The sequence below is a fragment of the Ruegeria denitrificans genome (assembly GCF_001458295.1).
Classification (GTDB): domain Bacteria; phylum Pseudomonadota; class Alphaproteobacteria; order Rhodobacterales; family Rhodobacteraceae; genus Ruegeria; species Ruegeria denitrificans.
Genome location: NZ_CYUD01000020.1, coordinates 17,373 through 40,556, shown reverse-complemented (window position 1 = coordinate 40,556; position 23,184 = coordinate 17,373). Strand labels below are relative to the sequence as shown.

The following is a 23,184-nucleotide window of genomic DNA, read 5'->3' as shown; positions in this document are numbered from 1 at the left end:
GTTCGGGATTTTGGAGTTTAGGTAGGATCACGAACGCAAAGACATCCAACATCAGTCTGTACAAGAAAGCGCTGATGCGCCGCAGCGATCGGCCCGGGTTGATTTATCTTGGTTGCTGGCTTGGCCTGCTGGCCATAACCGGCACGCTGGTGATGCTATCGATGGGAACATGGCGGATGATCCCGGCCCTTCTGATTTATTCCGGACTCTTTGCGGTCTCTGCCTATGCGCTGTCCCACGAGTGCGCTCATGAAACAGCCTTTCAGACCCGCTGCATCGCCGCTATTCCCATGCCAGTCATCACACCCATACGCGGATCGAAGGTGAAGACAATCAGATGCATTATGCCCCGATTCCGCTGACATTTCTGGGTTGGGCCGAAGAAATCCTTGGGCTGGGGCTGTATTGGCATCAGGCAAGAATGTTTGTCCTTCTTTCCCTGAGGAAACTCTCTGAGGACAAAAAGCGCGTCACACCCGAAAGCGAGCCGCCGTGGAAGCAACGCAACACGCAAATCTATGTTTCGATTTACCTCGGTTTTGTTGCCATCAGTATTCGGTTCGGCTGGCTGTGACCCCATTGGCTGTTCGTGATCCCCCGCGTTCTGGACGGACCTATCATGAACGCATTCATCCTGATGCAGCATGTTGAAATAGCCTAAAATCAGCCCAACAACCTGCAATCCACGCGATCCTTTCAGACCAACTGGTTCTTTCAGTTCCTGTACTTCAACATGAACAACCAGATCGAGCATCACCATTACCCAACCGTTTCCTTCCCCGCGTTGCCAGACCTGAGTGAGGCCATCGCTGGCCAACAGCCCAACCCGGATGCCGGCTTTCTCAGCACCCAGTGGGAGGTTCTGAAGATCACCATCCGTCGTTCACTCGGACGCGATGATCGCTCGACCATAATCCGTTAGACCTTTGCGGACAGCCCAGCAGAAGAAGACAAGGCAGAGCAATGGCTTGACGCCTGCGCAACCGATGACATCGACGACGAGGGCCTGATCACACTTGATCTGGATGGACAGTTCCTCGCCACCTACAACACTCCCGATGAGTTCTTTGCCACCGGCGGAATGTGCACATACGAAGACAAGCCATTGGGCGATGGGCTGGTGATGGACGGAGTGATCGACCGGTGGGTCAACCAGATCGCGCCATCAAATCCGTAAAGGAAATTCTGTGTATGAACTACGCCGTGGCCGAAGACGGCATGTGGCGAATACGCGAAGCGCTGCGACCCAGAATAACCGAAATCGAACTGTGATCGCATCTGTGGAAGGCAATTGTCGAGGCTGGCGGTGACTGGATCGATGGGCGCTTGCTGGCAGCCGGCGGCCGACACAATCCTTGGTTACAAGAGGCCTCGGACCGCATCATACGTTCGGACGAACAGGTGGTGTCCGATATCGATATGATCGGCCCATTCGGATATTCCGCAGGTGTCTCGCGCACCTTGTTTTGTGGCTCTGGTCGACCCAGTGACGAACAGCGCACGCTCTATTACTGCGCCTATAAGGAAATTCAGCACAATCTGGAGCTGATGACGCCCGGCATCACTTTCCGAAAAGTTATGGAAAAGGGCCACATGCATCCGGAACAATTCCAGGATCAACAATATGCCGGTCTGGCCCATGGTATCGGAATGTCCGACGAATGGCCCTGCATTTATTATCCACAGGTTCAAGCTCTGGCTTATGATGGCGCACTTGAACCGGGACTGGCAATTTGCGCGGAAAGCTATGTCGGTGCGGCTGGAGGCTGCGAGGGTGTAAAACTGGAAGAACAAGTACTGATTACTGAGGACGGCTATGAATTGCAGTCCAAACTCCCCTTCGAATCCAACCTTCTGGGACGAAAAGTCCGACCAAAGAACGCGTTACGCCTTTTATTCCACCACAGTCGGAATTGGCGTGGCGACCGGGTCTTTGGTGAAATAGGCGATGCGTTCTGAAAGGACGCCACTGTCATCAAACCGAATAAGCGCAGATCCCTGTAGATCGGTGCCGGTCACACGCCGCCAACACCACGCGGTTGCGGGATTTGTATCCGAGATGGTCAAATCGGAATATTGCAGGAACGGCGATGGCACGCTCCCATTGGCTAGCTCGGCCCCGGCCGCTTTGAAGTCTTCGACAAAAGCGATGAATTCCGTGCGTCCGATTCTGCCGGTAGCGGGATCGTCGTAAAAGAACGTGGCAGCCGTCGCGCAAGGCCCTATAGGTAAATGTTGAAAGAGGCTGAGAGTTCAGCCTCTTTTTCTTTTTGCTCCGATTGAGACGATGGAAAATTGACACCAACTAACAGGCATTGGATTTTGGTGCAGCGAAAGACCTCACAACGCGAGAGCGGCCGACATGGAGGTAGTTGGAAAAAGGCATTACCTTCAAAATTGAGTATTGAAGCCAGCAAAGATCTGCCATTTTGCCTGCCCTGGCCCTTTGCTCGCAACTGAGTACTGCGGCTCGACAAAGACGTTGTAGGTGATGTCCTTCTTTTTGAATACTTTCCCGATACCCAAGCCGATTGGCACATTATAGCTGTCCGATTCAAAGTCGTAGGTCATTATTGGCGCTGACCTTAGGTATGTCCCTCCACCGAGTTGGTAGAACAGAAAAGGTTGAAAAGCTCCGATATTTACATCCTTTGCATCACTGTCTCCGGCAAAACTGGCTTGCCAAGTCAGAAGGTAACCGTATTGGAATATCGGTGACGACGCGTTGAACAATACGTTCGCGATACCGGCTGACCATTTTTTAGATCCAGACCCATCCGTCGAGCCTGTTGGCGCGGTTAATTGAGGACCAACACCAAAGCTAACAGCCGGATTTCCAATATCTATAAGGTAAGCGGCAAAAACGTTGAGGTCACCAACGCCCGTCGTTTTCCCACTTTGTGCCGGGAATGAATTTAAAGGCAAAGAGGCCCTTAGAACCCAATTTGTGTTCCCCAAGCTCAAAGGTTGCGCATACCTGAGCCAAAACTGATTGCCAGTTTGGTCCGTTCCGGAAATATCGCCGATATAATAGTTCTGAACGTTGACCGCTTTGAAATTTGCCAGCGGATTATTCGCCTGAGCTGCTGCTGAGGCCGCGTCGTTCTCCTGTGCAACCACAGGATTGCCTGTTGCCGTAGATACTCCCAGAAAGACGAAAAGGCTAAAGAAGAACCTGGCAAGGAAATTCCGGGTCGAAGTTACACTTGTACCTGAAGCCTTCAGATTGGTCTGCAATTTGCTACTCCTTAACCCACTCGACTGCGTCATCGAAATGGTCACCATCGAAAAACTGGGAATCAACGCCACCAATCCGTTTACCGAAGCGTTCCGCCATCTTTTGCCAAGAACTATTTCCCACGATTGAGACTTTTCGGAGCTTAGCAGAGTGTTCCCTGATCAAGCTTAAGTGGGCAGAAACCGACGAAAGACCTTCCCAGCCCTGAAACTCACGCAAATCCAATAACAGGTTGAAATGGTCTAAGTCTTTCAAATGAGAATTGATGTCCTCATCCTTGTTTCTGTAAATTTCAGGATCAAGCTTACCCATCAAACCTATATGCAGTACTCCGGGACTGAGTTCCTGAATGTGTATCGAACCCAACGATTCTCGCAGCCATCTGCGTGCATCTTCTTGTTTAGATGGATCGAAAATCCTGACAGGGCATGGTGTAAATGGAGCTATCACGCTAACCGTTGCACGAACCCAGCCGAGCTGCGTTACAACCGCCACTCGGTCAAATCCGTGCCAGTGGCTCAGGCCGAGCTTCAAGTCAGACCAAGCGCCTCCAAAGTCGTAGGAGAGATCATCCTCGCATCCGACAAGCAAACGAATGTAGTCATGCTCGCAGAGGGCTTCGACAATCCCTGGCGTCAGGACGGTTTCATAATCATGAGCAATAACTTTGCCGCTCAATGTGACTTCCAGTTGATTTGAATCTTTAAGATTTTCAAGTTGTATCAAGGTAAACTCCCTTGGACGTTAGCCTGCATCAAGAACCACAATCTGAAATGACTTTCGGGGCCGGTTGTTAACGGTTTTACATCACGCATAGCCTGACTTAAGTGCGCCGGGCCCAGTTGGCGGGGTCAATCTGATGCTTCCGCCAAGACTTTGTTCCAATCCTTTGCCATATCCACCACGATCCAATCTTCCTTGTCCGCTAGCGGCATGACTTTTTCAGTGTGCTTGTCATAAGCGAACTCTCGTTCTGCGTCGGTGTGATGCACGAGGATAGACATCCCCCCTCTCAGCGCAGTGTTTTGCAGCATCTGCTGATCACCGTTTGAATTTCCTGCTGCCAATATGGGTGTGCGACCGATAACTTTCTGGATAAGGCGGGGTTTACCATCCCAATTGTTTAAGTGATCCACCCGATAGGTTCGTACGAGCAGCGGCTCGTCGTTTTCGATCACGAACTCCTCACGGACGGTGGTCCCGAAAACGCGTTCGGGTGGTATGTCGTAGAGGTCTTGGGCAAGAACCCTCAGGAAGGCACCCTCGTCTGCGGTGAATATGTAAACTGTGAAATCGTTGGCTTTCAAAAAGTCTATCAGTTCAACCATCGGCTGGTAGGTCAACTCATCTATTCCAACACCTAGCTCGGGGTGCTTGAAACTATCGGCAAAATCCCGAGCCCATTTCGCATAATCATCCGATGTCATTCCACCAAACGGAGCAGCAAATAGCTGGCTTGCGAGCGTCTCGTATTCTGAAGTTGCGTATAGCTGTTCGAAGTATCCAAAATCCTTGTTCGCGACGGATTTCCATGGCTCCCGTGTCAACAAGGTTTGATCGGCTTCTATTTGACGCTTCATTTCGGAAAAAATTGCGTATGCGTGAGTGTAAAGCGGCTTTTCAACCCAAAGAGTGCCGTCATTGTCAAACACTGCGATGCGGTCTTCCGAAGGCACAAACTTATCGGACGTCTCATCCGATACAGTCGTAACAAAGTCGATTATCTCAGATTTCGTCGCACCGTCGTTCCAAGACTTCAAGGGGGCAGCGAAGGCTTGTGTGCTGGCGATTACCAGACAAGCGGATCCAAAGGCTGCTCTGATCAACCAGTGTTTTGACATATGGATCCCTTTCAGAAGCAAATGTTAAGGCGCTTTAGGAAGGCGATTGAAAGCCGGATAAGGAATTCACCCTCAACTTTACATTTTGGAGTTTGTCGAGGCGCCGCATAACGACGCCCCAACCATTTGCGTTAATTGCCAGTTGGAAGACTCAGCGAAAACCCGTCTTTTTCCAGCTGATCCCTCACAGTCTTGAACCGGTGATACTCGGTGAGCGTAATCGGGCCAGAATAAGACTCGCTCTGCACCGGACGAGGTGGATACTCAATGTATGTCTTTACCACGCGCTCAAGTTCGCCCATCAGTGTCGGAACAGTCCAGGTGTTCTCACGCCCGGTTGTCATGAAGATGTCATATCTCTCCATCGGATCCTCCCAAAGGTTGAACACTTGTGGAACTGTGGCGACGTAACTCTCGGCACCGCGCCATCCCAATTCGGCGGCTGGGGCCTCGGAACCGGCCCGTGCGCCGTTGTCTCCACGTATGTTGAACACGGCCTTCCATTCGTTGACGCGCACCGCACCTGGCGAAAGTTCGTTCTCGGTGAAGTATGCCCAGGAATTACGCTGTGGCTCAGCTTCACCAAACAGGACAGGCGCCATGTCGATGCTGTCAAAAATTGTGGGTTGACCATCGCGATCCTCGGTCGGCAGTGGCACTCCAGCAAGGCTAGCAAAGGTGGCCATCAGGTCAGTACCGCCGGTAATGTCGCTCGATTTCGAATCCGGCGCAATTTTACCTGTCCATTTGGCAAAGAACGGTACGCGGTACGCCCCTTCACGGTCAGTGCCTTTGGTGCCACGAAACGGTGTCATGCCGGCATCAGGATGCACATCCTGCCACGCGCCATTATCAACAGTGTAAATGATCAGGGTATTTTCCCCAATTCCGAGATCTTCCACCTTGTCGAGGATCTGACCAGTGTGGAAATCAAGCTCGACCACCTTGTCGCCATACTTGTTCTTTACCGCCGACTTGCCCACAAAATCAGGCGACGGCAGGTTAGGTTGGTGGTTCGCAGCCCAGTTGATAGACATGAAGAATGGCTTATCCAGACCGGCAAGACGCTCCAATTCTGCTACCGCCTTTTCCGCACCAACCTTGTCCAGCGCAGCCAAATCAGCAGTCGTCATGTCTTCGATAGTCAGCACTTCCTTGGCAGGATCTCCGGCCACGCCTTCAAAAACGCCAGTGGTGTTCTCTTTGTAAAATGCCCTCTGATCATCGGACATCTGCACATTCCAGTCGTCCAGCGCATAGGTGTACGCATTTAGGTGATAGAGGAATGTGTTTTCCATCTTGTCGTAGCCATGGGCTGTCGGCATGGCGTAATCTGCTTCTCCGAGGTGCCATTTTCCCATGAAGTAAGTGTTGTAATCAGCCTGCTTCAAAACAGACGCAATAGTCCATTCTGCCGCCGGCAGTCCACCGCCCTGACCCTGAAAAGCAACCGTCGTCATGCCCGAGCGGTTCGGGAAACGCCCGGTCTGCATCGCTGCACGCCCCGGTGTACAAGAGGATTGAGCGTAGAAATCTGTGAACATCATCCCTTGCTTGGCCATTTGATCAAGATTGGGTGTGTCCATGCCGCGCGCGGCGCCTCCATGATAGGCACCAAGGTCCCAATACCCAGTATCGTCAGAAACGATCATAATGATGTTGGGCTTGCTGCCGTAGGTCGACAAAGACGTCGGATCGAAATCCTGAGCCGTCGCGGAGATCGCGAAAGTACAAAACAAAGCAGCCAATGGTGTGACAGCTTGGTGAGGTTTAATCATGTTTGTCTCCTACTTCGGGTAAAAAGTATTAAAGTTGTGAAACCGCGCTTTTCTAAAGGTTTTGATACAGTGCTAAACTGAACACACTACGACCTATTCCGAATAGTCCTCCTATACTTTTGGATACTTCAACCTGTCGGGGCGCCGTTTAATCACAACGAACAACTAGTCGATAGGACACCAAACTTTGGATGATCCCAGCGATCATCCTCGGTAATCTCTGACGTCGTTTTTAAGCCTAAATCAACGTTTCACTTTTTTGAGTGATTTAACCCACGAATAGCGCTTGCTTTACCCGAATAAAAGTTTCGCCGCCTCATGTTCAACGAAGGCTGTCAGTGGAAAACGGCAGAGAACCAACAACTCACATTATGTTATTGCGATTCAATTATTTGTCAAATTTCCCTCTTGTACGAACCCAGAAATAGACTTCGTCAAACGTGGAGGAGAAAGAACTGGGCCGACTACTACAGAAAGCGGAGAGATATTTTGGTACGAAAATTTTCGACCGCTCAAATGCTAAAGTAAACAGCGGCTTTGCGCTTGACTAGATCAGAAACTGAAGAGATCCCGATCATACACAAAGCCCTTTGCAATACCGAGCTTCATAGCTGGGCTCTTGTGTTCTTTTACCATGAGGTCGGTGTAGTTATGGGCAAACCTCAGGATATCCACCAGCTTCATGACCATAACCGGATTGTAGTACTGCTTGTAGTACCACAGGCTTTTGCGGCCCGAGGTTGACAAGCCACGCTCAAATCCCATGACCTTGGTCCGTGCCCGAGCGTGATACATGTCTACCGGATGCGTTCCCGCCCGAACTGCGAACTGGGCCATCTGGGCATAGTCTAATCGTGTCGGGTCAGTGCGGAAAATCACCCGCTTATGCGGCTCATTAATGAAGTGGAACGGATAGTGAATGCCGGCCGTTTCAGACTGACCGGTATGATCCATTAGGAGCTCCCTGATATCGGAGAGTGCCATATTGCCAAAGGAGGCTTCCAAAAGGTACTCCATGGCGCCGTCCTGTGGCCTGGAGACAGCCTGATCACCACCTCCAGGCAAGAACCCTGCCTGACGCATCAAATACTCCACGCGCTCTAATTCCCTGTTACCATCAGCCACAAACCCCAGGCGCCGCGGATGGCTTTCATTCTTTGCCATGGTGACGTCTGCAATCCGCACCACTCTCTTCTGCACTTCATTTTTGAACACAGCCAAAAAGGCTGAAGAGACACCCGTATCGCGGTCAACTGAAAAGTTCAGCAGCCGATACTTCCGACCGATCTTCTTCTTGAGCAGCATGATATGCGCAAACTCGGCCGCGTCTTGTCGAACCCTAGCGGCCATCTCAAGGAGCCTGATATCGTCATCAAGCTCTCTCGGCTTTTTGTTACGGTGCCACCTACTTGATTTTGGGTTGGTCGCCTCGTGTCGTTTGCAAATGTACTCGATGTACTCACTGGCAAACCAAATCCGAGCGTTCTCCCGCATAGAACGAGGCTTGTCTTTGTCACCGACAATGTCCATCGCCTTTTCGACGGCAAGCGGGTGAACGTCGGGATCAACATCTGTTGTAGATGCGATGACATACTTGCTATCACTGTGGACGGTGCACATGTGGCGCACTTCTACAAGTTTACGAATACCTTTGTCGGGCCAATTCACCTGAAGGATTTGTGTGTCCGTGGCGAAGTGAGGACAGTCACCTTCAAAAACTTCGGGCAGTCGCTTCTCCCGATCTGCTGCAAAGGCTTGGCATTGCTCATGGATGAAGTCGATCTTTGAATAGACTTCCGGAAGTGATGTATCGAGTAATCGTGAGATAGCTGAAAGTGTCACGCCATTAACCAGCGATCTAAAGACTTTACCATTTAGATCGCTACGCTTTTGTCGCCTCGTTGAGCGACCAATCGAAAAGGTCTTCTTACACGCTTTGCACTGATATCTTGGATCTCCTTTGGCCGTCGTACCGAACTTTCGATACCGGCTCGGCATGAGCCCAACGGTCGCTCCATGATTGCTACATGCAACACTCGGACAACTTTCACGTTTTGTTCTTCTATTCAGGCGGGAGAGCCTTGCGTATTCTTCCGCCAATGCCTTGTTGGATTTGAGGATGCTAGACCGTCCGCAACTTGGGCAAACATAGGTGCGCTGATCTCCGGATCCGGAGACCTTGCCCCGCGCCAAATTCGAACCAGGAGTAGCTGGTCGGCCGCGCCCATCTCGTGGGTCAGGTAATACGCCGTAAAGGTCACAAAGTGGATTGCGGCAAAAATTGACTGAGAAACCTCCAGGCAGGCGAGGAAGTCGAGTTCTCATTTTGTTCGCAGATTTTTGCGAAGCCTTCTTGGGTTCCGGCACGTCACAAGCTCATATTTCTAAACGAAAACGACCAGCAGCCTAACTGCTGGTCGGTAGCTCGTCAACATTTACCTATAGTGGCTTGGCCGTCGCGTCCAGGCTCTTTTGGGCGTCACCCGTGCGCCATCCCTCAAGGTAAACCTCAAGCCATTGATGTGCTGTCACCTTTTCCCTCCATGACACAGAGCATCTGCTGTTGCGCGGGATTTTATCGATTCCTGAAAGCCAAAACCCGCGAATTACTGAATCACTCTAATTTTGGAGCACTTTTTACTCCTTTACTTCTTCTAATCTAAGTTTTGTTGCGAATTACTATGTTTTTTGTTCATTATTTTGAGGTTTCATCATACGATGCTCAAATAATCCATGGAATTGGCAAATTGCGCGACATGGATACGGGAAAGATATCGTGAGCGAACTGACCACCAAAACAGCAACACCGAGCCACGGTGCGAAAACGGAAACTGACGCCGCGCGTCCAAGCCGTCGCAGAAGGGTTTTCGAGTTCAAGCGGGACATACCGCAGGCTTGGTCGATCGGCTTGGGCATTTTGGTTTGGGTACTGTTTTTCGGCCTGTGGGAACTGGCTGTCTTACTGGAATGGACCAACCCAATCCTGTTACCCGGCCCCGGCAAAGTCGTCTCTGCGCTTTATACGCTGTTTGTCGAAAACAGTTTTTTCAATGATATCCTGATCAGTGTCTGGCGTGTCGTACTCAGCTTCGCACTGGCCTGCGCTGTCGCCATCCCGCTGGGCATCCTGATGGGCACCTTCAAAGTGGTCGAGGCATTCTTTAGTCCATTTGTCTCAGCCTGGCGGTATCTGCCTGCCCCATCATTCATCCCGCTGTTGTTGATGTGGTTTGGCGCCGGAAACATGCAGAAACTGTCCCTGCTGTTCATTGGCGTTGTGTGGTTTCTGATCACCTTGATCATGGACCACGTTAAGGCTGTTCCGTCAGATCTGATCCGCACGGCCATGACGCTGGGCGGATCGCGGATACAGATTTTGCGCACGGTGGTCGTACCCGCGTCTCTGCCAAATATCATGATCGCAATGCGCCAGATGCTGGCGGTTAGTTGGACCTATCTTGTAATCGCCGAAATCACCGCTGCCGACGCAGGCATCGGCGCAATGATGATGCGCGCCAAACGGTTCCTGCATGTCGATCAGATCATGGCCGGAATTCTGGTGATCGGCATTCTGGGTCTGATGTTCGACTACCTGCTCAGGCAACTATATCGGATCGCCTTCCCCTATCTTGAGGAAAAATCCTGACGCCCAAAACACGCCCGAAGGTGCACAAACAACAGGAGGAGATAACTATGAAACTCACAAAGCTGCAGTCCGTTGCTGCAGGCGCGCTTATGGCTCTGATGCCAGCATTTGCGCAAGCGGCGGAAGATGTGAAGATATCAGGTTTCACTTGGCCCGGTTACGGGTTCTGGTACATCGCTATTGAAAAGGGTTTGGCCCCCGATCTGAATATCGACTACCAGGCAATCGAAGACCCCTATGAGAGTTTCAATCTGGTGGCGGCCGATCAGATGGATGTGGTCAGCTCAACCGTCGAATTCACTCCAGTTGGAATTGCAAGCGGCTTACCGATCAAGCTGGTCGCCTTTGGCAACCTCTCCTACGGTACAGACAAGATTGTTGCGGCACCCGGCATCAACAACGCCGAAGATCTGGTTGGGCAGGAAGTTGCAGTTCTTGAAGGCGGTCTAGCCCAGATATTCGTCGCAATGTGGTTGGAACAAAACGGGGTACCGTTTGACGCGGTGACCTATCGTAACATTATCGCTGACGACGCCTTTGCGGCGATGATCGGTGGCTCGGTTGCCGCATCCGAGTTTTGGGAGCCTTATGGGGCTAACACATTGAAAGCGCTGGAAGGGTCCAGTGTTTTGGCCCAGTCGCGCGAACCTTTCTGGCTGCAGCAAGGCGTTATCGCCGACGGGTTGTATATGAGCGACAAGTTCGTGACTGAACGCCGGGATACCGCCAAAAAGACGCTACAGGCGCTTTATGATGCGATTGCCTGGTGGCAGGAGAACCCCACCGAGGGCAACCAGATCATCGCCGACGGCATGAAGATGAGCGTGGCCGACGTGGAACTAGTTCTTGGCAAAGATGGCAGCCGCACGGATGGTGGTCTTTACGTCTATGACTTCATCGAAGCGGCGCAATTTTGTGGCGCGGCGCCGGGGAACCCACCGTTTGACCAATCCAACGGACAGATGACCGACCACTGGAATCTTATGAGTGAATGGTGGGTCAAGTTCAGTCTGATTGAACAGGTCAGCCCACCGGAAACCGGCGTTGAATGCGACCTGCACCGCGAGTTGTACGAAACTGGCTATCGCGGCTGAGCAATCCCCGGGTGGAGAATCCGCCCGGACCAACCCCTTGACCACCGGGAATTAGCATGCCGTTAGACGACACCATCCTGACCGCGCACAACGTCTGCAAGACCTTTGGCGGCAATCACCGTGCGGTCGAAGCGCTGCGTGATGTGACTTTCTCGGTCGAGCGAAACGAGCTTTGCGTTTTGCTTGGTCCGTCAGGATGTGGAAAATCTACTTTGCTGAATATCGTCGCAGGGCTGGAAGAACCGACAAGCGGCATGGTTCAACTGGACGGGCGCGAGGTTCTTGGCCCCGCGCGCGAACGCGGTATGGTCTTTCAAAGCTATACCTCATTCCCATGGTTGACGGTTATTCAGAATGTCGAATACGGCATGAAACTGAATGGCGTTCCCAAGGAGGAACGCCGTGCCCGCGCGGAAAAGTTCCTGAACCTTGTGCATCTGACACAGTTTCGCGATGCCTATCCCAAGACCCTTTCCGGTGGCATGAAACAGCGCGTGGCCATTGCGCGGACTTTGGCAAACCAACCCGAAATTCTGCTGATGGACGAACCCTTTGGTGCGCTGGACGCTGAAACACGTTGGCACATGCAGGAAATGTTGCTGGAGATTGTCGAGACAACTCATACCACAATCCTGCTCGTCACCCATGACATTCAGGAGGCTATTTTCCTAGCAGACAAGATCGTGTTTCTTTCAGCCAATCCCGGCCAGCTGAAAACCATTCTGAATCTGGACTTTAAAAAGGGCGTCGACCTGCACAGCAAGGAAGAGCTGATCGCCCTGCCCGGCTATCCGGAATGCGAACGTGAGATCACTGCGCTGATGCGCTCGGCGGCCGGGCAAAACCAGGACGAAATGTAGACCGGCTTAAATTTTGGAGCGCGGTTCCCAATTGCGTTTGAGCAGGAATTGGTTCTTGAAGTTCTTCAAACCCAGCATCACCTCGGCGTCCACAATATCCTCGACGCCGTGTATGTGGTCTTCAAGGAAACTCGCAAGATCGTCTGGTTCGTCGCACACCAGCTCGACCATCAGATCAAACCGCCCCGTGACCCACAGAATATAAACCACGCTGGACACCTCACCCAACCGTTCCGCAACCATTTGCGGGGTCGTGCCTGGCGCCACCTTCAGGCAAACCATCGCATCTGCCTTGTACTCTGACGCCGTGGGGTCCGCGATAGCAACGATACGCAGTAGGCCCGCTTCTTTCATGGCGTTGACGCGGTTTCGTACCGTTCCCTCGGACACGCTGAGCTTCTGGGCGATTTCCGAAAAAGGCATACGCCCGTCCAGCTCAAGCATTTGAACGATTTCGCTGTTCAAGCGCTCTTCCACCGAATGCGTACCTCGCTGACGCGTGGGTTTTTCGGCTTCTGACTTGCGCGATAAGTTCACAATGTTTCCTTTAGCTGCGTCAGGCATACGGGCTCATTAACTGAATTCTGATCATAAAGTCGAACCAGCCAGAACATCAAACCGATTTACCACGAACGTCAGTTGTGGTGCGGGTTTACATCGTATCCTGGGCTTCGCCCCAATTACCGTGAAGACACAAGCAGGCGGCATTTGCTTGCACCCCCACCCCTAGCGCGCAGACGCCCATACAAAACTTGTCATTGGCTTCAATGCGTTCATTTAATTCCGCAACCGTGACTTTCACTGCGATGGTGTTTTGTTGAAAGTGTAGAAGCTTTTCAATTCCAGCCATCCCCTTTGGACTATCCCTGCAAAAGCTCGCGAATGTTGTTGTCCAAAGCAGCAGTGAAACCCGGATCGTTACCCGGGTTGGCTGCGCAATGACCCCAGGGCGAGTCATAGGGGCGGAAATCAGCATTCGGCATATACTGCGCTTCGATGGCATTATCCGCGGGCGGGAAATACAGGTCTTGTGTGCAGGCCATCAGGATTGCGCGGGCTTTGATCGCCCCGAGTGCTGCTTGGAAATCTCCGTTGTAAAGTGGACCCGCCGAGATATCACCGGCCTGCCACGTCGCCAGCTTGGCCAGCAGGTTGTTAGCATCCCAGCCTTCAACATGGTCGACCTCCCAATCCACCAGAAGATCTTCGATCGTCTTGAAACCAAGTTGTTTGTACAAACCTTCTCGGTAGAAGGTCTGCGAAAAGGCCCAGCCTGCATAGACCCGCCCGAACGCTTTCAGGCCCGCGACCGGAGGGCTGTCGTAATCTCCTCCGTTCCAGTTCTGATCGGCGCAGAGCGCAGCTTTGACACCCTCAAGGAACACGAAATTATGCGGAGAGGTTTTGGCCGAGGCACAAAACGGCAGGATCGCCTCGACCATATCCGGATACTGTGCCGCCCATTGATAGGATTGGCAGCCAGCCATCGACCAGCCGGCTACAAGCGCAATCTTTTCAATACCCAGATGGTCATGGATCAGCCGATGCTGCGCGGTGATATTGTCCCACATTTGTACCAGCGGAAAGTGTGGACCGTCCTGTGGCGCCGGGCTGTTGGATGGCGACGAGGAACGACCATTTCCGAAAAGGTTGGGACTGACAATGAAATGCCGCGCCGGATCAATCGCCCGCCCTGCCCCAAAGAACCCCTCGTTGCGGGAATTAGTGCCGGTGTAGAAGGTCGGCAGGACGATCACATTGTCTCGTGCCGGGGACAGGGTGCCGTATGTCTGATAGGCAAGTTTGGCGTCTTTCAGGACCTCACCTGACAACAACGGAAAATTACCGAGTTCGAATATCTGGAATTCTTGGGTCATAATGGTCTCTGCAGCTTATAGAAAAACGGCCCCGGTGAACGTCGGGGCCGTCTGTATTTTCGTCAGTAGAGCCGGAGGTATTCCTGCACTTCCCAATCCGTGACGGATTGGTGATATCGTTCCCACTCGTCATTCTTATATTCGAGGTAGGATTTCCGCATGACCGGGCCCATCACGTGTTTGGCCATGTCGTCCCCGCGCAGCGCTTCGATCGCATTGTACAGCGTGCGCGGCAGGCGGCGAATGCCCAGATCGGACAATTCGGCCTCGGTCTTGGAATACAGGTCGAAATCGGTGGGTTTACCCGGGTCGATCTTGTTCTCGATCCCTTGAACCGCACAGGTCAGATGCATCGCCATAGCCAGATAGACATTCATCGTCATGTCGCAGGCGCGGTTTTCGATGCAATGGCGGCTTTGCGGCAGACGGAACTGGGCCGAACGGTTGTTGAACCCATAGGTGATGTTTGTCGGCGCCCAGGTCACCGTACCACCTTCAAAGCCGCCTACGCGCGGAACCAGACCGTTATAGGAATTAACCGTCGGGCAGGTGATTGCGGTGATCGCTTCGGCATGTTGCATCAGCCCGCCTACAGCCCAGCGGCTTTCATCACTCCACTCACCATCGGGGGTTTCAAAAATGTTCTCGCCGGGGCGGCTTTCATGCTGCATCGACATGTTGATATGCGCGCCCGAGCGCCAGTCGCCCACGGTTGGCTTCGGCATGAAGGTCACGAACATACCATGCTTTTTGGCCACTTCCTTTAGCACGATACGCAGGAACGCCAGCCGGTCCGACATTTCCAACATGTTGGTATAGTGGAAATCGAGCTCAAATTGGGAATATGCGCCTTCGGCCACAACGTCATGCAGGTTCCAGCCCAACCCCTCGATGATGTCGATCATGTCCTTGAGGAATGGCATTGAATCGACCGAGTATTCGACATCATAGCCAAAGGCCTGACGACGCGGGCGTAAACCATTCGCCGGATCGTCATCGAATGCTTTTACCGGCAGGCCGTTCTCGTCGTATTTCATGACGATGAACTCGGGTTCAACCCCTGCGTAACCGGTATAGCCCTCTTGCGCGGCCTCGTGCATCGCGCGCTTCAGCGCCTGGCGCGGGCAAACATTGTAAGGCGCGTCTTCCCAGTAAAGATCCGAGAAGATGATGGCCATCGAGGTGTCCCACGGGCAGATATAAACCGCATCCAGATCCGGCACCACGACCTGATCGCTGTCGGCGGGACTGAGTTCTGGGACATAGGAAATCGAGTGTACCGCGAATTGCGGACCCTTGCCCAGACACAGCTGTTCAAAATCGCTCATCGGGACGGGTTTGGTCTTGGGAATACCATGCAGGTCGATCCAGGCGCCCATGACATATTTGACGCCAGCGTCTTCCAGTTGCTTTTTGACGGCGGGTATTTTCGGCCGGTTGCGTTCGACCGCGTCTTGAAAGCTTTCGTAGTAGATTTTGCTGTTTGGGTTATCCTTGGGCATTTGGCTTCCTCCTGTCAGGACGCCACCCGAGCTCTGACCTCAGAGTCGGGCGGTCTTTAATGTAGGCAGCATGTTGGCCGCCGGGGGAAAGCAAGAGCGCCGGCTTGCAGAAAACACTCGGGCGCTTACCTTCTGGTCATTGCGAGCTGTTAGCCCGCCACAAAATCATCGGGATCAATACCCGGCACCTGGGTGATCCCAGCCAGTTGTTTCCAGTTGTGGGGATAGGCGGCATAGAAGATCACGCAGCGATCATCAGCCTCGTATGAGATGTGATTGTCCTTGGGTATGAACAGAACATCACCGCGGTCGCAGATGTATTCCTGACCTTCGCAGACCAGTCGGAACGTGCCTTCCAGAACATAAATGATCTCGTCACAGGTCAGGTCCCATGGAATCTTGATGTTCTTGAGCACATTGATGCCACCGCACATCGTATCGCTGAACGCGCTGGTCACCATGGGTTTGATATAGGTGTCGCTGTCGCCTTCGCTGATTTTGTTGTAACGGTCTTCGACAAGATCCCATTTCATAAGTTTTGGTGCGTTTCCCATGGGTCAGGACCCTTCCTTGGCCAGATGTTTCAGAATGCTTTCGTTCAGTTCGACCTTGTAACCGTCCGGGTCTTCGCAAAACGCAATGACGCGGGTGCCGTTTTTCATCGGTCCCGGTGGGCGCGTGATGTTCACGCCAGCGGCTGCTAGGTCTTCGCAGGCTTTGTAAACATCAGGGGTTTCGATGCAGATATGGCCCCAGCCATTGCCTTTTTCATATGGCTCTTCCTGATCCCAGTTGGCCGTCAATTCCAACGTCGGCGACTCGGCCTCGGGGCCGTAGCCGATAAAGGTGTTGGTGAACTTGCCTTCGTGGTAATCCGTACGCCGTAAAACCAGCATCCCCAGAATTCCGCAGTAAAACTCCAGCGATTTCTCCATATCCATCACACGCAGCATGGTGTGAGCCAGCCGAAATCCGCTGTTGATGCTATCGCTCACGCTATTCTCCTCTGTTCGATTGTTCGACGGTGGTCACATCCTGTGCCACCAATTCCTGAAAGGCGCGGACGCTGTCTTCCCAGGCCGGGGACAGCACGCCACCTGCCTCGGACACAGTCGAAGCCCGACCCAGTTGCAGCCGCTCCGTCATCTCATGATCTTCCCTGTGCACATCCCACCAAAGCTTCTTCAGACCTTCGATCGCCTCTGGCGTCAGAGTCTGACCTTCGGTGGTATACAGGGCCCGCTTTTGCATCATCGTGCCGGGGCCCGTAGGGATATTCAGGTAAACGCCCATCTGATCCGGGAAGTACCGCCCCAGAATGAAATTCGGATAGAGCGTCAGATAGCGCGAGCTAACGCCCAAGCTGCCTGCTGTGCCGATCTCTTCCCCCAGATCAACTGCGCTGCCCAAACAATTGCCATCAACGATCGTATAGTGATCTTCAAGCGGCTGATCTGTGGTTGAGGCGTGCACGAATTGAACGTGGTAGGGCTCGATGAAGTTCTCCATGATGAACTTCCAGTTACAGGCGACCTCGCCAAAATCGAGTGTTCCGATACAGTTGACATTGTCCCAGTCGATCCCGTCCAGACGGGCCTGCATGGTGGCGGAATACGTATCAAATTCCGTGGCCGTTCCATCAAGATTAACAAAGATCCAATCGTTCCAGACATGGGTACGGACCGGCACCAGACCATTCTTTGATTTGTCGAACCCGTCCGCTTCATGCTCATTGACGCCGCCAAAGTGAGGCGCCGCGCGCAATTGGCCATCCAGATCATAGGCCCAGGCATGATAAGGACAGCGGATAAGCTTGCCTACATTCTTTGGCGCATCGACCAAAGTCAGACAGCGGTGGCGGCAAACGTTATGAAAAGCCTTGATCTGTCCGGTCATATTGCGAACCAACAACAGAGGATGTTCAGCCACAGTGACCGGAACGGCATCTCCTGCCGCTTGCAACTCATGAGCGAAGCCGACGCAAATCCAGTTGCGGGTGAAGACAGAGGCGCATTCAGCCCTCCAGAATTCCACATCCTTATAGGCATCCGCGGGTAAGCCGCGCTTTGGGGTAGTATCTTCATAGAAAGACTCAAGCAACGTGGTAATTGCATTCATCGTTCAGGTTCCTGACGCAGAGTGTTGAGATCAGCACGACAGCCAGAGTGTAAGTGTGTTCCTGACTGCTTGCACAGCAGTGAACTGCGAAAAACGCATCCTGTCTATATATTTTTACGAATCCATTACAATGTTTATGGTTTTTCAGAATTTATTCACCGATATGGAGTGTGTTCAGTAATTTTTTCGAAGATTCGTGATCAAAAAAATTCACGATTCCTGACTTTCGCTACGAATCGATCCGTATTCAGATAAATCTTGTTGTCGGGGACCCAGAGGTTTTCACTAGCGATAAGCCAAAAGCCTGCCTCAAACCCCGCATATAATATCCTGCGAAAGGCAGCAGGTTCAAGCCGACCACGCCTGAATAACCAAGGCGCCCCAAACCCACCGTAGCAATCTTTCATCTTGGTCCGTCCAGTGCCTTTCCACCTCGGCGACAAGGCCCAGGACAGCTCCGATTACGGCGGCAAGCAACGCTCGTGGCATTCGAAGATCAAACACGATCGGATGTAACGGCGATATGTCACCGTCGGCCAGCCCGGTGCCCAGAACCACCGCCCTAAAACCGTCTGTCGCCGGAATTGAGGTGGTTCCATAAACAGTCGAAATCAACAAGAGGGCGGCCAAGTCGGCCCATATCAGTTGAGGCCCGGATGCATGGCAGCGACCATTTTCAAAATCGCGTCGATTTTCGCCGGTCCTGGGGTCAGTTCCTCATACCGCAATCCGATCCAGCGCTCGTTTATTACGGCATCGGTCTGAGACATGACCGGATGGTCTTGCAGGAACTTGAACGTGTCTTCCGCTCCGTTTCCGGTCTGATAATCTAGCAGCACCAGAAACTCTGGATTGGCAGGGGCCACTGCCTCCCACGATGTACGCCCCCAGCTTGTATACATGCCATCGGTCACGCTCTCGCCACCCGCAGCAGCAATCATCGCGTCGGGGATGGCAAATTTACCCACGGTAAAGGGCGCATCGGCCGGACCGTCCAAAAGGAAAACGCGGGATTTGGGCAAATCGGCGGTCTGTGCCTCGATCGCTGCCAGCCGTTAATTCCAGCCATCGACCAACGCGCTTGCCTTGTCTTCAACATGCATGACCTGCCCAAGTCGCAGGACATCGTTGAAGAGCAGATCCATGCTGGCCTCGGAGCGGTCGTGATCCAGATGCACTTAGCTTTCGGTCAGGATCATTCTCTTGATGCCAAAGGGAACCAACGTATCCGTGGTCACATCTCCGCCCGGCTTCATCCCGTAGTGCCAACCTGCAAGGAAGAGGTCAGGCTCAACTGCCACGAGGTTTTCAACCACGGGGTATTTCGGTGCAAGTTCGGGGGTATCGCCCCGCAACGTATCGAAATCCGGGCTGGTCTTGTACCAGCCAGAAATGCCGGTCAGGCCAACGATCTTATCCTGCAGACCCAATGCAAAGGCCATGTCTGTCATGTTCATGTCGTGCACGACCTGACGTTCAGGTTCGGTTTCGAACACCAGCGACGCACCGCATTTATCGACAGTGACATCGTGTGCCATCGCACCGCCCGCCGTGGCCACAACCAGCGCCACGGACAAGGTGTATTTCATAGGAGAAGGCTCCTTGGATTAAGTTGAAACAGTGGTTTTTTGGATGTCCGGCGCCGGAATCGTTCGGCCTTCGTGATGAAAACAAAGGGAATCAACACCGAACGTGTCACGGACCCTGTCCGGGGTCAGCACCTCTGCCATAGGGCCAAACCCTGTAAGCCTGCAGGATGTCATCAACGCCACATGGGGGGCGAATTCCGGACTCATCACCAGATCATGGACGATCATCACCACAGTGATCCCCAACTCGACCACCAGGGACAACTTCCGCCCGCTGATTGTCCTAGACCAAAAGACATGTCACCCGAGTCGTCATGCAACTGCCATACGATCGAACTGCGGATGTCTAAATCACAAGACAAGCCTCTTGATGAACCGAGGGTTTAGCCAATCACGCTGAATGGGGAAGACCTATCCATCACGATCCCGGCCAGCTTTGACCACGCAACAGCGAAGCATATCCGGTCCCCGAAAAAATTCGAATTGACGCGCATATCTTATTTCGATATTTCATGAAATATGATAGATATGATTTCAAACCAGCTTGCCATCCTGGGCCATCCGCATCGCATTTCCGTGTTTCGCATGTTGATGCGGCGTTATCCCGACACCGTTCCGGCGGGTGAAGTAGCAGACGAGCTGGGCATCAAACCCAGTACACTGTCGAACTATCTGAACGCCCTGCAGCGCTCGGGACTGGTGACGCAAGAAAGGTCAGGAACATCTCTGCGCTATTCGGTCAACATGAAGAACGTGCAGCACATGCTCGGGTTTTTGTTGAACGATTGCTGCCGTGGCCGTCCCGACATCTGCATGCCGTCCGAACAAGGAAAAGGTGCAATGACGGACCGGAAATTCAACGTACTCTTCATCTGCGTCGGAAACTCGGCGCGCTCTATTTTTGCCGAGACCTTGCTGCGGGACATCTCCGGAGACCGGTTCAACGTCTATTCCGCCGGAACCAGGTCGTTCTCGGAACTGAACCCCATCGCGGTACAAGTTCTTGAGGATAAGGGCCACGACACCTCGGCCCTGCGGTCCAAAAGCATATCTGAATTTTCGGGACCTGGCGCACCCGATTTGGATTTCGTCTTTACCGTTTGCAACAAGGCCGCGAACGAGGAATGCCCCGCCTGGGACGGTCAACCGATCAGTGGCCATTGGGGGATGAATGACCCGGTTACGGCCACGGGCACGGAAGCCGAAAAAAGCCTGGCATTCCAGAACGCATATGGCGCGCTCAAGCGCAGGATCGAAGCGTTCACATCTTTGCCGGTCGAAAGTCTCGACCGGATCGCATTGCAATCTGCTGTCGATGACATCGGCAGAACGCCTGTCGAGGAAACACAATGACGACCTACGCACTGAACGGTCTGGGCCGAATGGGAAAGCTGGCCCTTAAACCATTTCTGGAAAAAGGCGCCAAGATCGCCTGGATCAATGACGCGGTAGGTGATCCCGAAATGCATGCGCACTTGCTGGAATTCGACACAGTCCACGGTCGCTGGGACGCCAAATTCGAACATGACGCCGAAAGCGTCACGATCAATGGCACGCGCCTGCCTTTTATCGGCACCAAGGACCTGAACGCTCTGCCACTGGACAATGTCGATGTGGTGATCGACTGCACGGGCGTATTCAAAACCGAAGCCAAGTTGGCCCCGTACTTCGAGGCTGGCGTGAAAAAGGTTGTCGTCTCGGCCCCGGTTAAGGACGGCCCAACGGCAAATATCGTCGTTGGTGTCAATGACAAGACTTATGACCCGGCCCTACATCAGATCGTCACCGCCGCCTCGTGCACGACCAATTGCCTGGCGCCGGTGGTCAAGGTGATCCACGAAAACCTGGGCATCCGCCACGGCTCGATAACCACCATCCACGACGTGACTAACACGCAAACCATCGTGGACCGTCCGGCCAAGGATCTGCGCCGCGCACGCTCGGCTTTGAATTCATTGATCCCGACCACCACCGGCTCAGCAACTGCAATCACACTGATTTATCCGGAACTCAAAGGACGGTTGAATGGCCACGCGGTGCGGGTGCCTTTGCTGAACGCTTCGCTGACCGATTGCGTATTCGAAGTCGAACGGAAAACTACCGCCGAAGAGGTCAATGCCCTGTTCAAAGCTGCCGCCGAGGAGGAGCTGAAGGGTATCCTGGGCTATGAAACCCGGCCCTTGGTGTCGACCGATTATACCAACGATGAACGCTCTTCGATCGTGGATGCGCCTTCAACCATGGTAGTGAATGGGACACAAGTGAAGATCTATGCCTGGTACGACAATGAGATGGGCTATGCGCATCGACTGGCAGACGTCGCCCTGATGGTTGGGGCCAGGCTGTGACCCAGAGACCCGAGGGCCTGTCGGCTTATATCGCGGTTACGGCAGCCTATTGGGCCTTTATGCTGACCGATGGAGCGCTGCGTATGTTGGTGCTACTGCACTTTCACTCGCTGGGCTTCTCGCCTGTGCAACTGGCCTATCTCTTTGTTCTATACGAGATCGCGGGGATCGCGACCAACCTGACGGCAGGCTGGATTGCGGCGCGGTTCGGATTGACCTCGACGCTTTATGCAGGTCTGGGGCTGCAAATTATGGCATTGCTGGCGATGACGCAGCTTGATCCGAACTGGACCATCGGGATGTCGGTGACCTTCGTGATGATGGTACAGGGGGCCAGCGGTGTGGCCAAGGATCTGGCCAAGATGTCGTCAAAATCTTCTGTTAAACTGCTGGCGCCGAGCGAAGGCGGTGAGCTGTTTCGCTGGGTTGCGGTGCTGACCGGATCTAAAAACGCTGTGAAAGGCCTGGGGTTTCTGCTGGGTGCGGTGTTGTTGGCAACGCTGGGGTTTATGACCGCCATACTGGTCATGGCCGCCGTTCTGGCATTGATGTTGATTGCGGTGATACTGTTCATGCCTCCGGGTCTGCCCAAAGGGCGCAAAGGAACAAAGTTTTCGGAGGTGTTTTCGAAATCCGCGAATGTGAACTGGTTGTCGGCAGCGCGCGTCTTTCTGTTCGGTGCCCGAGATGTGTGGTTCGTGGTAGGTATCCCAATCTATTTCTATGCCGTACTGTCAGATGGCACGACAGATGGAAATCGTGCGGCCTTTTTTATGATTGGCAGTTTCATGTCCGTCTGGGTGATCCTTTATGGCGCGGTTCAGGCCAGCGCGCCGCAAATTCTGCGCGCCAGCGAACGCACCGACGGGGATCTGATCCACGCTGCCCGCAGCTGGGCCGTAGCGCTGTTTTGCATACCAGTCGCACTGACGGTTGCTGTGCTGTTATCCTCGGGTCCTGAAACCTGGTTAACCGTCACGTTGGTTCTGGGTTTGCTGGCGTTTGGGGCACTCTTCGCCATCAACTCAGCACTGCATTCTTACCTGATCCTGGCGTTCACCAAATCGGACCGGGTGACGATGGATGTCGGGTTCTATTACATGGCCAACGCGACCGGGCGTCTTGTGGGCACCCTCCTGTCCGGATTGACTTATCAGATCGGAGGCCTTCCCCTGGTTCTGGGCACAGCTGCTGTTATGGTTGCGCTTGCCGCATTGACGTCAGGCAAGCTGACCGATCACACCCGAAAGGCTTACTCGTGATCTGCGCCTACAAATAAGACGAGCAGAACTG

The 23,184-nt window shown here is 53.2% G+C and carries 27 protein-coding genes; 11 read left to right on the top strand and 16 right to left on the bottom strand.

What is annotated here, in order from left to right; genetic code table 11:
- Positions 1-74 precede the first annotated feature (74 nt).
- The 5 genes from RUE5091_RS23140 (at position 75) to RUE5091_RS20930 (ending at position 1,959) form a co-directional block, all read left to right on the top strand.
- A complete protein-coding gene (locus RUE5091_RS23140) occupies positions 75-362 on the top strand; it encodes a fatty acid desaturase family protein (protein ID WP_131726351.1) in 288 nt (95 codons plus the stop codon).
- Entirely contained in the window at positions 338-574 is a 237-nt protein-coding gene (locus tag RUE5091_RS23135; RefSeq protein ID WP_131726350.1) for a hypothetical protein, read from the top strand. Before RUE5091_RS23140 ends, RUE5091_RS23135 begins: the two co-directional genes overlap by 25 nt.
- A gap of 102 nt (positions 575-676) precedes the next feature.
- Positions 677-922, top strand: a complete 246-nt coding sequence (locus RUE5091_RS22780) for a fatty acid desaturase (protein WP_082643766.1) — start codon at positions 677-679, stop codon at positions 920-922.
- A 221-nt stretch (positions 923-1,143) separates the two neighbouring features.
- On the top strand, positions 1,144-1,272 hold the full coding sequence (locus RUE5091_RS23775) for a hypothetical protein (protein ID WP_279385386.1): 129 nt from the start codon (positions 1,144-1,146) through the stop codon (positions 1,270-1,272).
- A gap of 54 nt (positions 1,273-1,326) precedes the next feature.
- Positions 1,327-1,959, top strand: a complete 633-nt coding sequence (locus RUE5091_RS20930) for a M24 family metallopeptidase (RefSeq protein WP_058283882.1) — start codon at positions 1,327-1,329, stop codon at positions 1,957-1,959.
- Positions 1,960-2,391: 432 nt separating this feature from the next.
- Here RUE5091_RS20930 and RUE5091_RS20925 read toward each other — a convergent pair whose 3' ends face one another.
- From RUE5091_RS20925 to RUE5091_RS20900, 5 genes are all read right to left on the bottom strand, one after another.
- Positions 2,392-3,237, bottom strand: coding sequence for a hypothetical protein (locus RUE5091_RS20925; RefSeq protein ID WP_207383760.1), 846 nt, complete (start codon positions 3,235-3,237; stop codon positions 2,392-2,394).
- 4 nt (positions 3,238-3,241) lie between these two features.
- Entirely contained in the window at positions 3,242-3,964 is a 723-nt protein-coding gene (locus tag RUE5091_RS22775) for a SpoIIAA family protein (RefSeq protein ID WP_082643764.1), read from the bottom strand.
- A 125-nt stretch (positions 3,965-4,089) separates the two neighbouring features.
- Entirely contained in the window at positions 4,090-5,079 is a 990-nt protein-coding gene (locus RUE5091_RS20910) for an HAD family hydrolase (protein ID WP_058283879.1), read from the bottom strand.
- Positions 5,080-5,210: 131 nt separating this feature from the next.
- Positions 5,211-6,857, bottom strand: coding sequence for an arylsulfatase (locus RUE5091_RS20905; protein ID WP_058283878.1), 1,647 nt, complete (start codon positions 6,855-6,857; stop codon positions 5,211-5,213).
- 552 nt (positions 6,858-7,409) lie between these two features.
- Positions 7,410-8,699, bottom strand: a complete 1,290-nt coding sequence (locus RUE5091_RS20900; protein WP_058283877.1) for a hypothetical protein — start codon at positions 8,697-8,699, stop codon at positions 7,410-7,412.
- Positions 8,700-9,633: 934 nt separating this feature from the next.
- Here RUE5091_RS20900 and RUE5091_RS20895 point away from each other — a divergent pair.
- From RUE5091_RS20895 to RUE5091_RS20885, 3 genes are read left to right on the top strand one after another with little or no spacing between them, the layout of a single operon-like run.
- Complete coding sequence (locus tag RUE5091_RS20895) at positions 9,634-10,503, top strand: ABC transporter permease (RefSeq protein WP_207383759.1); 870 nt, start codon at positions 9,634-9,636, stop codon at positions 10,501-10,503.
- Positions 10,504-10,550: 47 nt separating this feature from the next.
- Positions 10,551-11,597 carry an ABC transporter substrate-binding protein gene (locus RUE5091_RS20890; protein ID WP_207383758.1) on the top strand — a complete coding sequence of 349 codons (1,047 nt, stop codon included), beginning with the start codon at positions 10,551-10,553 and terminating at the stop codon, positions 11,595-11,597.
- Between the two features lie 56 nt (positions 11,598-11,653).
- Positions 11,654-12,457 (top strand): ABC transporter ATP-binding protein, encoded by an 804-nt coding sequence (locus RUE5091_RS20885; protein WP_058283876.1) that lies wholly within the window; start codon positions 11,654-11,656, stop codon positions 12,455-12,457.
- Between the two features lie 6 nt (positions 12,458-12,463).
- Here the strand turns inward: RUE5091_RS20885 and RUE5091_RS20880 are convergent, their stop codons facing one another.
- The 11 genes from RUE5091_RS20880 to RUE5091_RS20835 form a co-directional block, all read right to left on the bottom strand.
- Positions 12,464-13,021 (bottom strand): Lrp/AsnC family transcriptional regulator, encoded by a 558-nt coding sequence (locus RUE5091_RS20880; RefSeq protein WP_082643763.1) that lies wholly within the window; start codon positions 13,019-13,021, stop codon positions 12,464-12,466.
- 88 nt (positions 13,022-13,109) lie between these two features.
- The gene (locus RUE5091_RS20875; protein WP_058283875.1) at positions 13,110-13,307 is read right to left on the bottom strand and encodes a hypothetical protein; all 198 of its coding nucleotides are present in this window, start codon (positions 13,305-13,307) and stop codon (positions 13,110-13,112) included.
- Between the two features lie 10 nt (positions 13,308-13,317).
- Positions 13,318-14,334 carry an alpha/beta fold hydrolase gene (locus RUE5091_RS20870; protein ID WP_058283874.1) on the bottom strand — a complete coding sequence of 339 codons (1,017 nt, stop codon included), beginning with the start codon at positions 14,332-14,334 and terminating at the stop codon, positions 13,318-13,320.
- A 62-nt stretch (positions 14,335-14,396) separates the two neighbouring features.
- Positions 14,397-15,836: a glutamine synthetase family protein gene (locus RUE5091_RS20865; protein WP_058283873.1), complete on the bottom strand. Its 1,440-nt coding sequence runs from the start codon at positions 15,834-15,836 to the stop codon at positions 14,397-14,399.
- A 149-nt stretch (positions 15,837-15,985) separates the two neighbouring features.
- Complete coding sequence (locus RUE5091_RS20860) at positions 15,986-16,390, bottom strand: cupin domain-containing protein (RefSeq protein ID WP_058283872.1); 405 nt, start codon at positions 16,388-16,390, stop codon at positions 15,986-15,988.
- 3 nt (positions 16,391-16,393) lie between these two features.
- Positions 16,394-16,831: a lactoylglutathione lyase gene (gene gloA / locus RUE5091_RS20855; RefSeq protein WP_058283871.1), complete on the bottom strand. Its 438-nt coding sequence runs from the start codon at positions 16,829-16,831 to the stop codon at positions 16,394-16,396.
- Position 16,832: 1 nt separating this feature from the next.
- Positions 16,833-17,954 carry an aromatic ring-hydroxylating oxygenase subunit alpha gene (locus tag RUE5091_RS20850; RefSeq protein WP_058283870.1) on the bottom strand — a complete coding sequence of 374 codons (1,122 nt, stop codon included), beginning with the start codon at positions 17,952-17,954 and terminating at the stop codon, positions 16,833-16,835.
- A 348-nt stretch (positions 17,955-18,302) separates the two neighbouring features.
- On the bottom strand, positions 18,303-18,569 hold the full coding sequence (locus RUE5091_RS20845) for a hypothetical protein (RefSeq protein ID WP_243470847.1): 267 nt from the start codon (positions 18,567-18,569) through the stop codon (positions 18,303-18,305).
- 26 nt (positions 18,570-18,595) lie between these two features.
- Entirely contained in the window at positions 18,596-18,976 is a 381-nt protein-coding gene (locus RUE5091_RS23695) for a TroA family protein (protein ID WP_243470842.1), read from the bottom strand.
- A 156-nt stretch (positions 18,977-19,132) separates the two neighbouring features.
- On the bottom strand, positions 19,133-19,543 hold the full coding sequence (locus RUE5091_RS23690; RefSeq protein WP_243470841.1) for a TroA family protein: 411 nt from the start codon (positions 19,541-19,543) through the stop codon (positions 19,133-19,135).
- Positions 19,544-19,561: 18 nt separating this feature from the next.
- Positions 19,562-19,807: a hypothetical protein gene (locus RUE5091_RS20835; RefSeq protein ID WP_058283868.1), complete on the bottom strand. Its 246-nt coding sequence runs from the start codon at positions 19,805-19,807 to the stop codon at positions 19,562-19,564.
- 255 nt (positions 19,808-20,062) lie between these two features.
- On the opposite strand from RUE5091_RS20835, the gene RUE5091_RS20830 reads away from it, so the two are divergent.
- Genes RUE5091_RS20830 through arsJ form a run of 3 tightly spaced genes read left to right on the top strand, consistent with a single transcriptional unit; the run spans position 20,063 to position 23,153 of the window.
- Positions 20,063-20,896 carry an arsenate reductase/protein-tyrosine-phosphatase family protein gene (locus tag RUE5091_RS20830; RefSeq protein ID WP_058283867.1) on the top strand — a complete coding sequence of 278 codons (834 nt, stop codon included), beginning with the start codon at positions 20,063-20,065 and terminating at the stop codon, positions 20,894-20,896.
- Positions 20,893-21,891, top strand: coding sequence for an ArsJ-associated glyceraldehyde-3-phosphate dehydrogenase (locus RUE5091_RS20825; RefSeq protein WP_058283866.1), 999 nt, complete (start codon positions 20,893-20,895; stop codon positions 21,889-21,891). The genes RUE5091_RS20830 and RUE5091_RS20825 overlap by 4 nt, the downstream gene beginning before the upstream one ends.
- Entirely contained in the window at positions 21,888-23,153 is a 1,266-nt protein-coding gene (gene arsJ / locus RUE5091_RS20820) for an organoarsenical effux MFS transporter ArsJ (protein WP_058283865.1), read from the top strand. The genes RUE5091_RS20825 and arsJ overlap by 4 nt, the downstream gene beginning before the upstream one ends.
- Positions 23,154-23,184 lie beyond the last annotated feature (31 nt).

Bases quoted from the DNA above. Each gene is read 5' to 3' on its own strand.
- RUE5091_RS20830 (WP_058283867.1), top strand. From the start codon at position 20,063: ATGATAGATATGATTTCAAACCAGCTTGCCATCCTGGGCCATCCGCAT.
- RUE5091_RS20875 (WP_058283875.1), bottom strand. From the start codon at position 13,307: ATGGCTGGAATTGAAAAGCTTCTACACTTTCAACAAAACACCATCGCA.
- RUE5091_RS20870 (WP_058283874.1), bottom strand. From the start codon at position 14,334: ATGACCCAAGAATTCCAGATATTCGAACTCGGTAATTTTCCGTTGTTG.
- RUE5091_RS20850 (WP_058283870.1), bottom strand. From the start codon at position 17,954: ATGAATGCAATTACCACGTTGCTTGAGTCTTTCTATGAAGATACTACC.
- RUE5091_RS20905 (WP_058283878.1), bottom strand. From the start codon at position 6,857: ATGATTAAACCTCACCAAGCTGTCACACCATTGGCTGCTTTGTTTTGT.
- RUE5091_RS20825 (WP_058283866.1), top strand. From the start codon at position 20,893: ATGACGACCTACGCACTGAACGGTCTGGGCCGAATGGGAAAGCTGGCC.
- RUE5091_RS23690 (WP_243470841.1), bottom strand. From the start codon at position 19,543: ATGAAATACACCTTGTCCGTGGCGCTGGTTGTGGCCACGGCGGGCGGT.
- RUE5091_RS23135 (WP_131726350.1), top strand. From the start codon at position 338: ATGCATTATGCCCCGATTCCGCTGACATTTCTGGGTTGGGCCGAAGAA.
- RUE5091_RS20885 (WP_058283876.1), top strand. From the start codon at position 11,654: ATGCCGTTAGACGACACCATCCTGACCGCGCACAACGTCTGCAAGACC.
- RUE5091_RS20880 (WP_082643763.1), bottom strand. From the start codon at position 13,021: ATGCCTGACGCAGCTAAAGGAAACATTGTGAACTTATCGCGCAAGTCA.
- RUE5091_RS20910 (WP_058283879.1), bottom strand. From the start codon at position 5,079: ATGTCAAAACACTGGTTGATCAGAGCAGCCTTTGGATCCGCTTGTCTG.
- RUE5091_RS20865 (WP_058283873.1), bottom strand. From the start codon at position 15,836: ATGCCCAAGGATAACCCAAACAGCAAAATCTACTACGAAAGCTTTCAA.
- RUE5091_RS20860 (WP_058283872.1), bottom strand. From the start codon at position 16,390: ATGGGAAACGCACCAAAACTTATGAAATGGGATCTTGTCGAAGACCGT.
- RUE5091_RS23140 (WP_131726351.1), top strand. From the start codon at position 75: ATGCGCCGCAGCGATCGGCCCGGGTTGATTTATCTTGGTTGCTGGCTT.
- RUE5091_RS20890 (WP_207383758.1), top strand. From the start codon at position 10,551: ATGAAACTCACAAAGCTGCAGTCCGTTGCTGCAGGCGCGCTTATGGCT.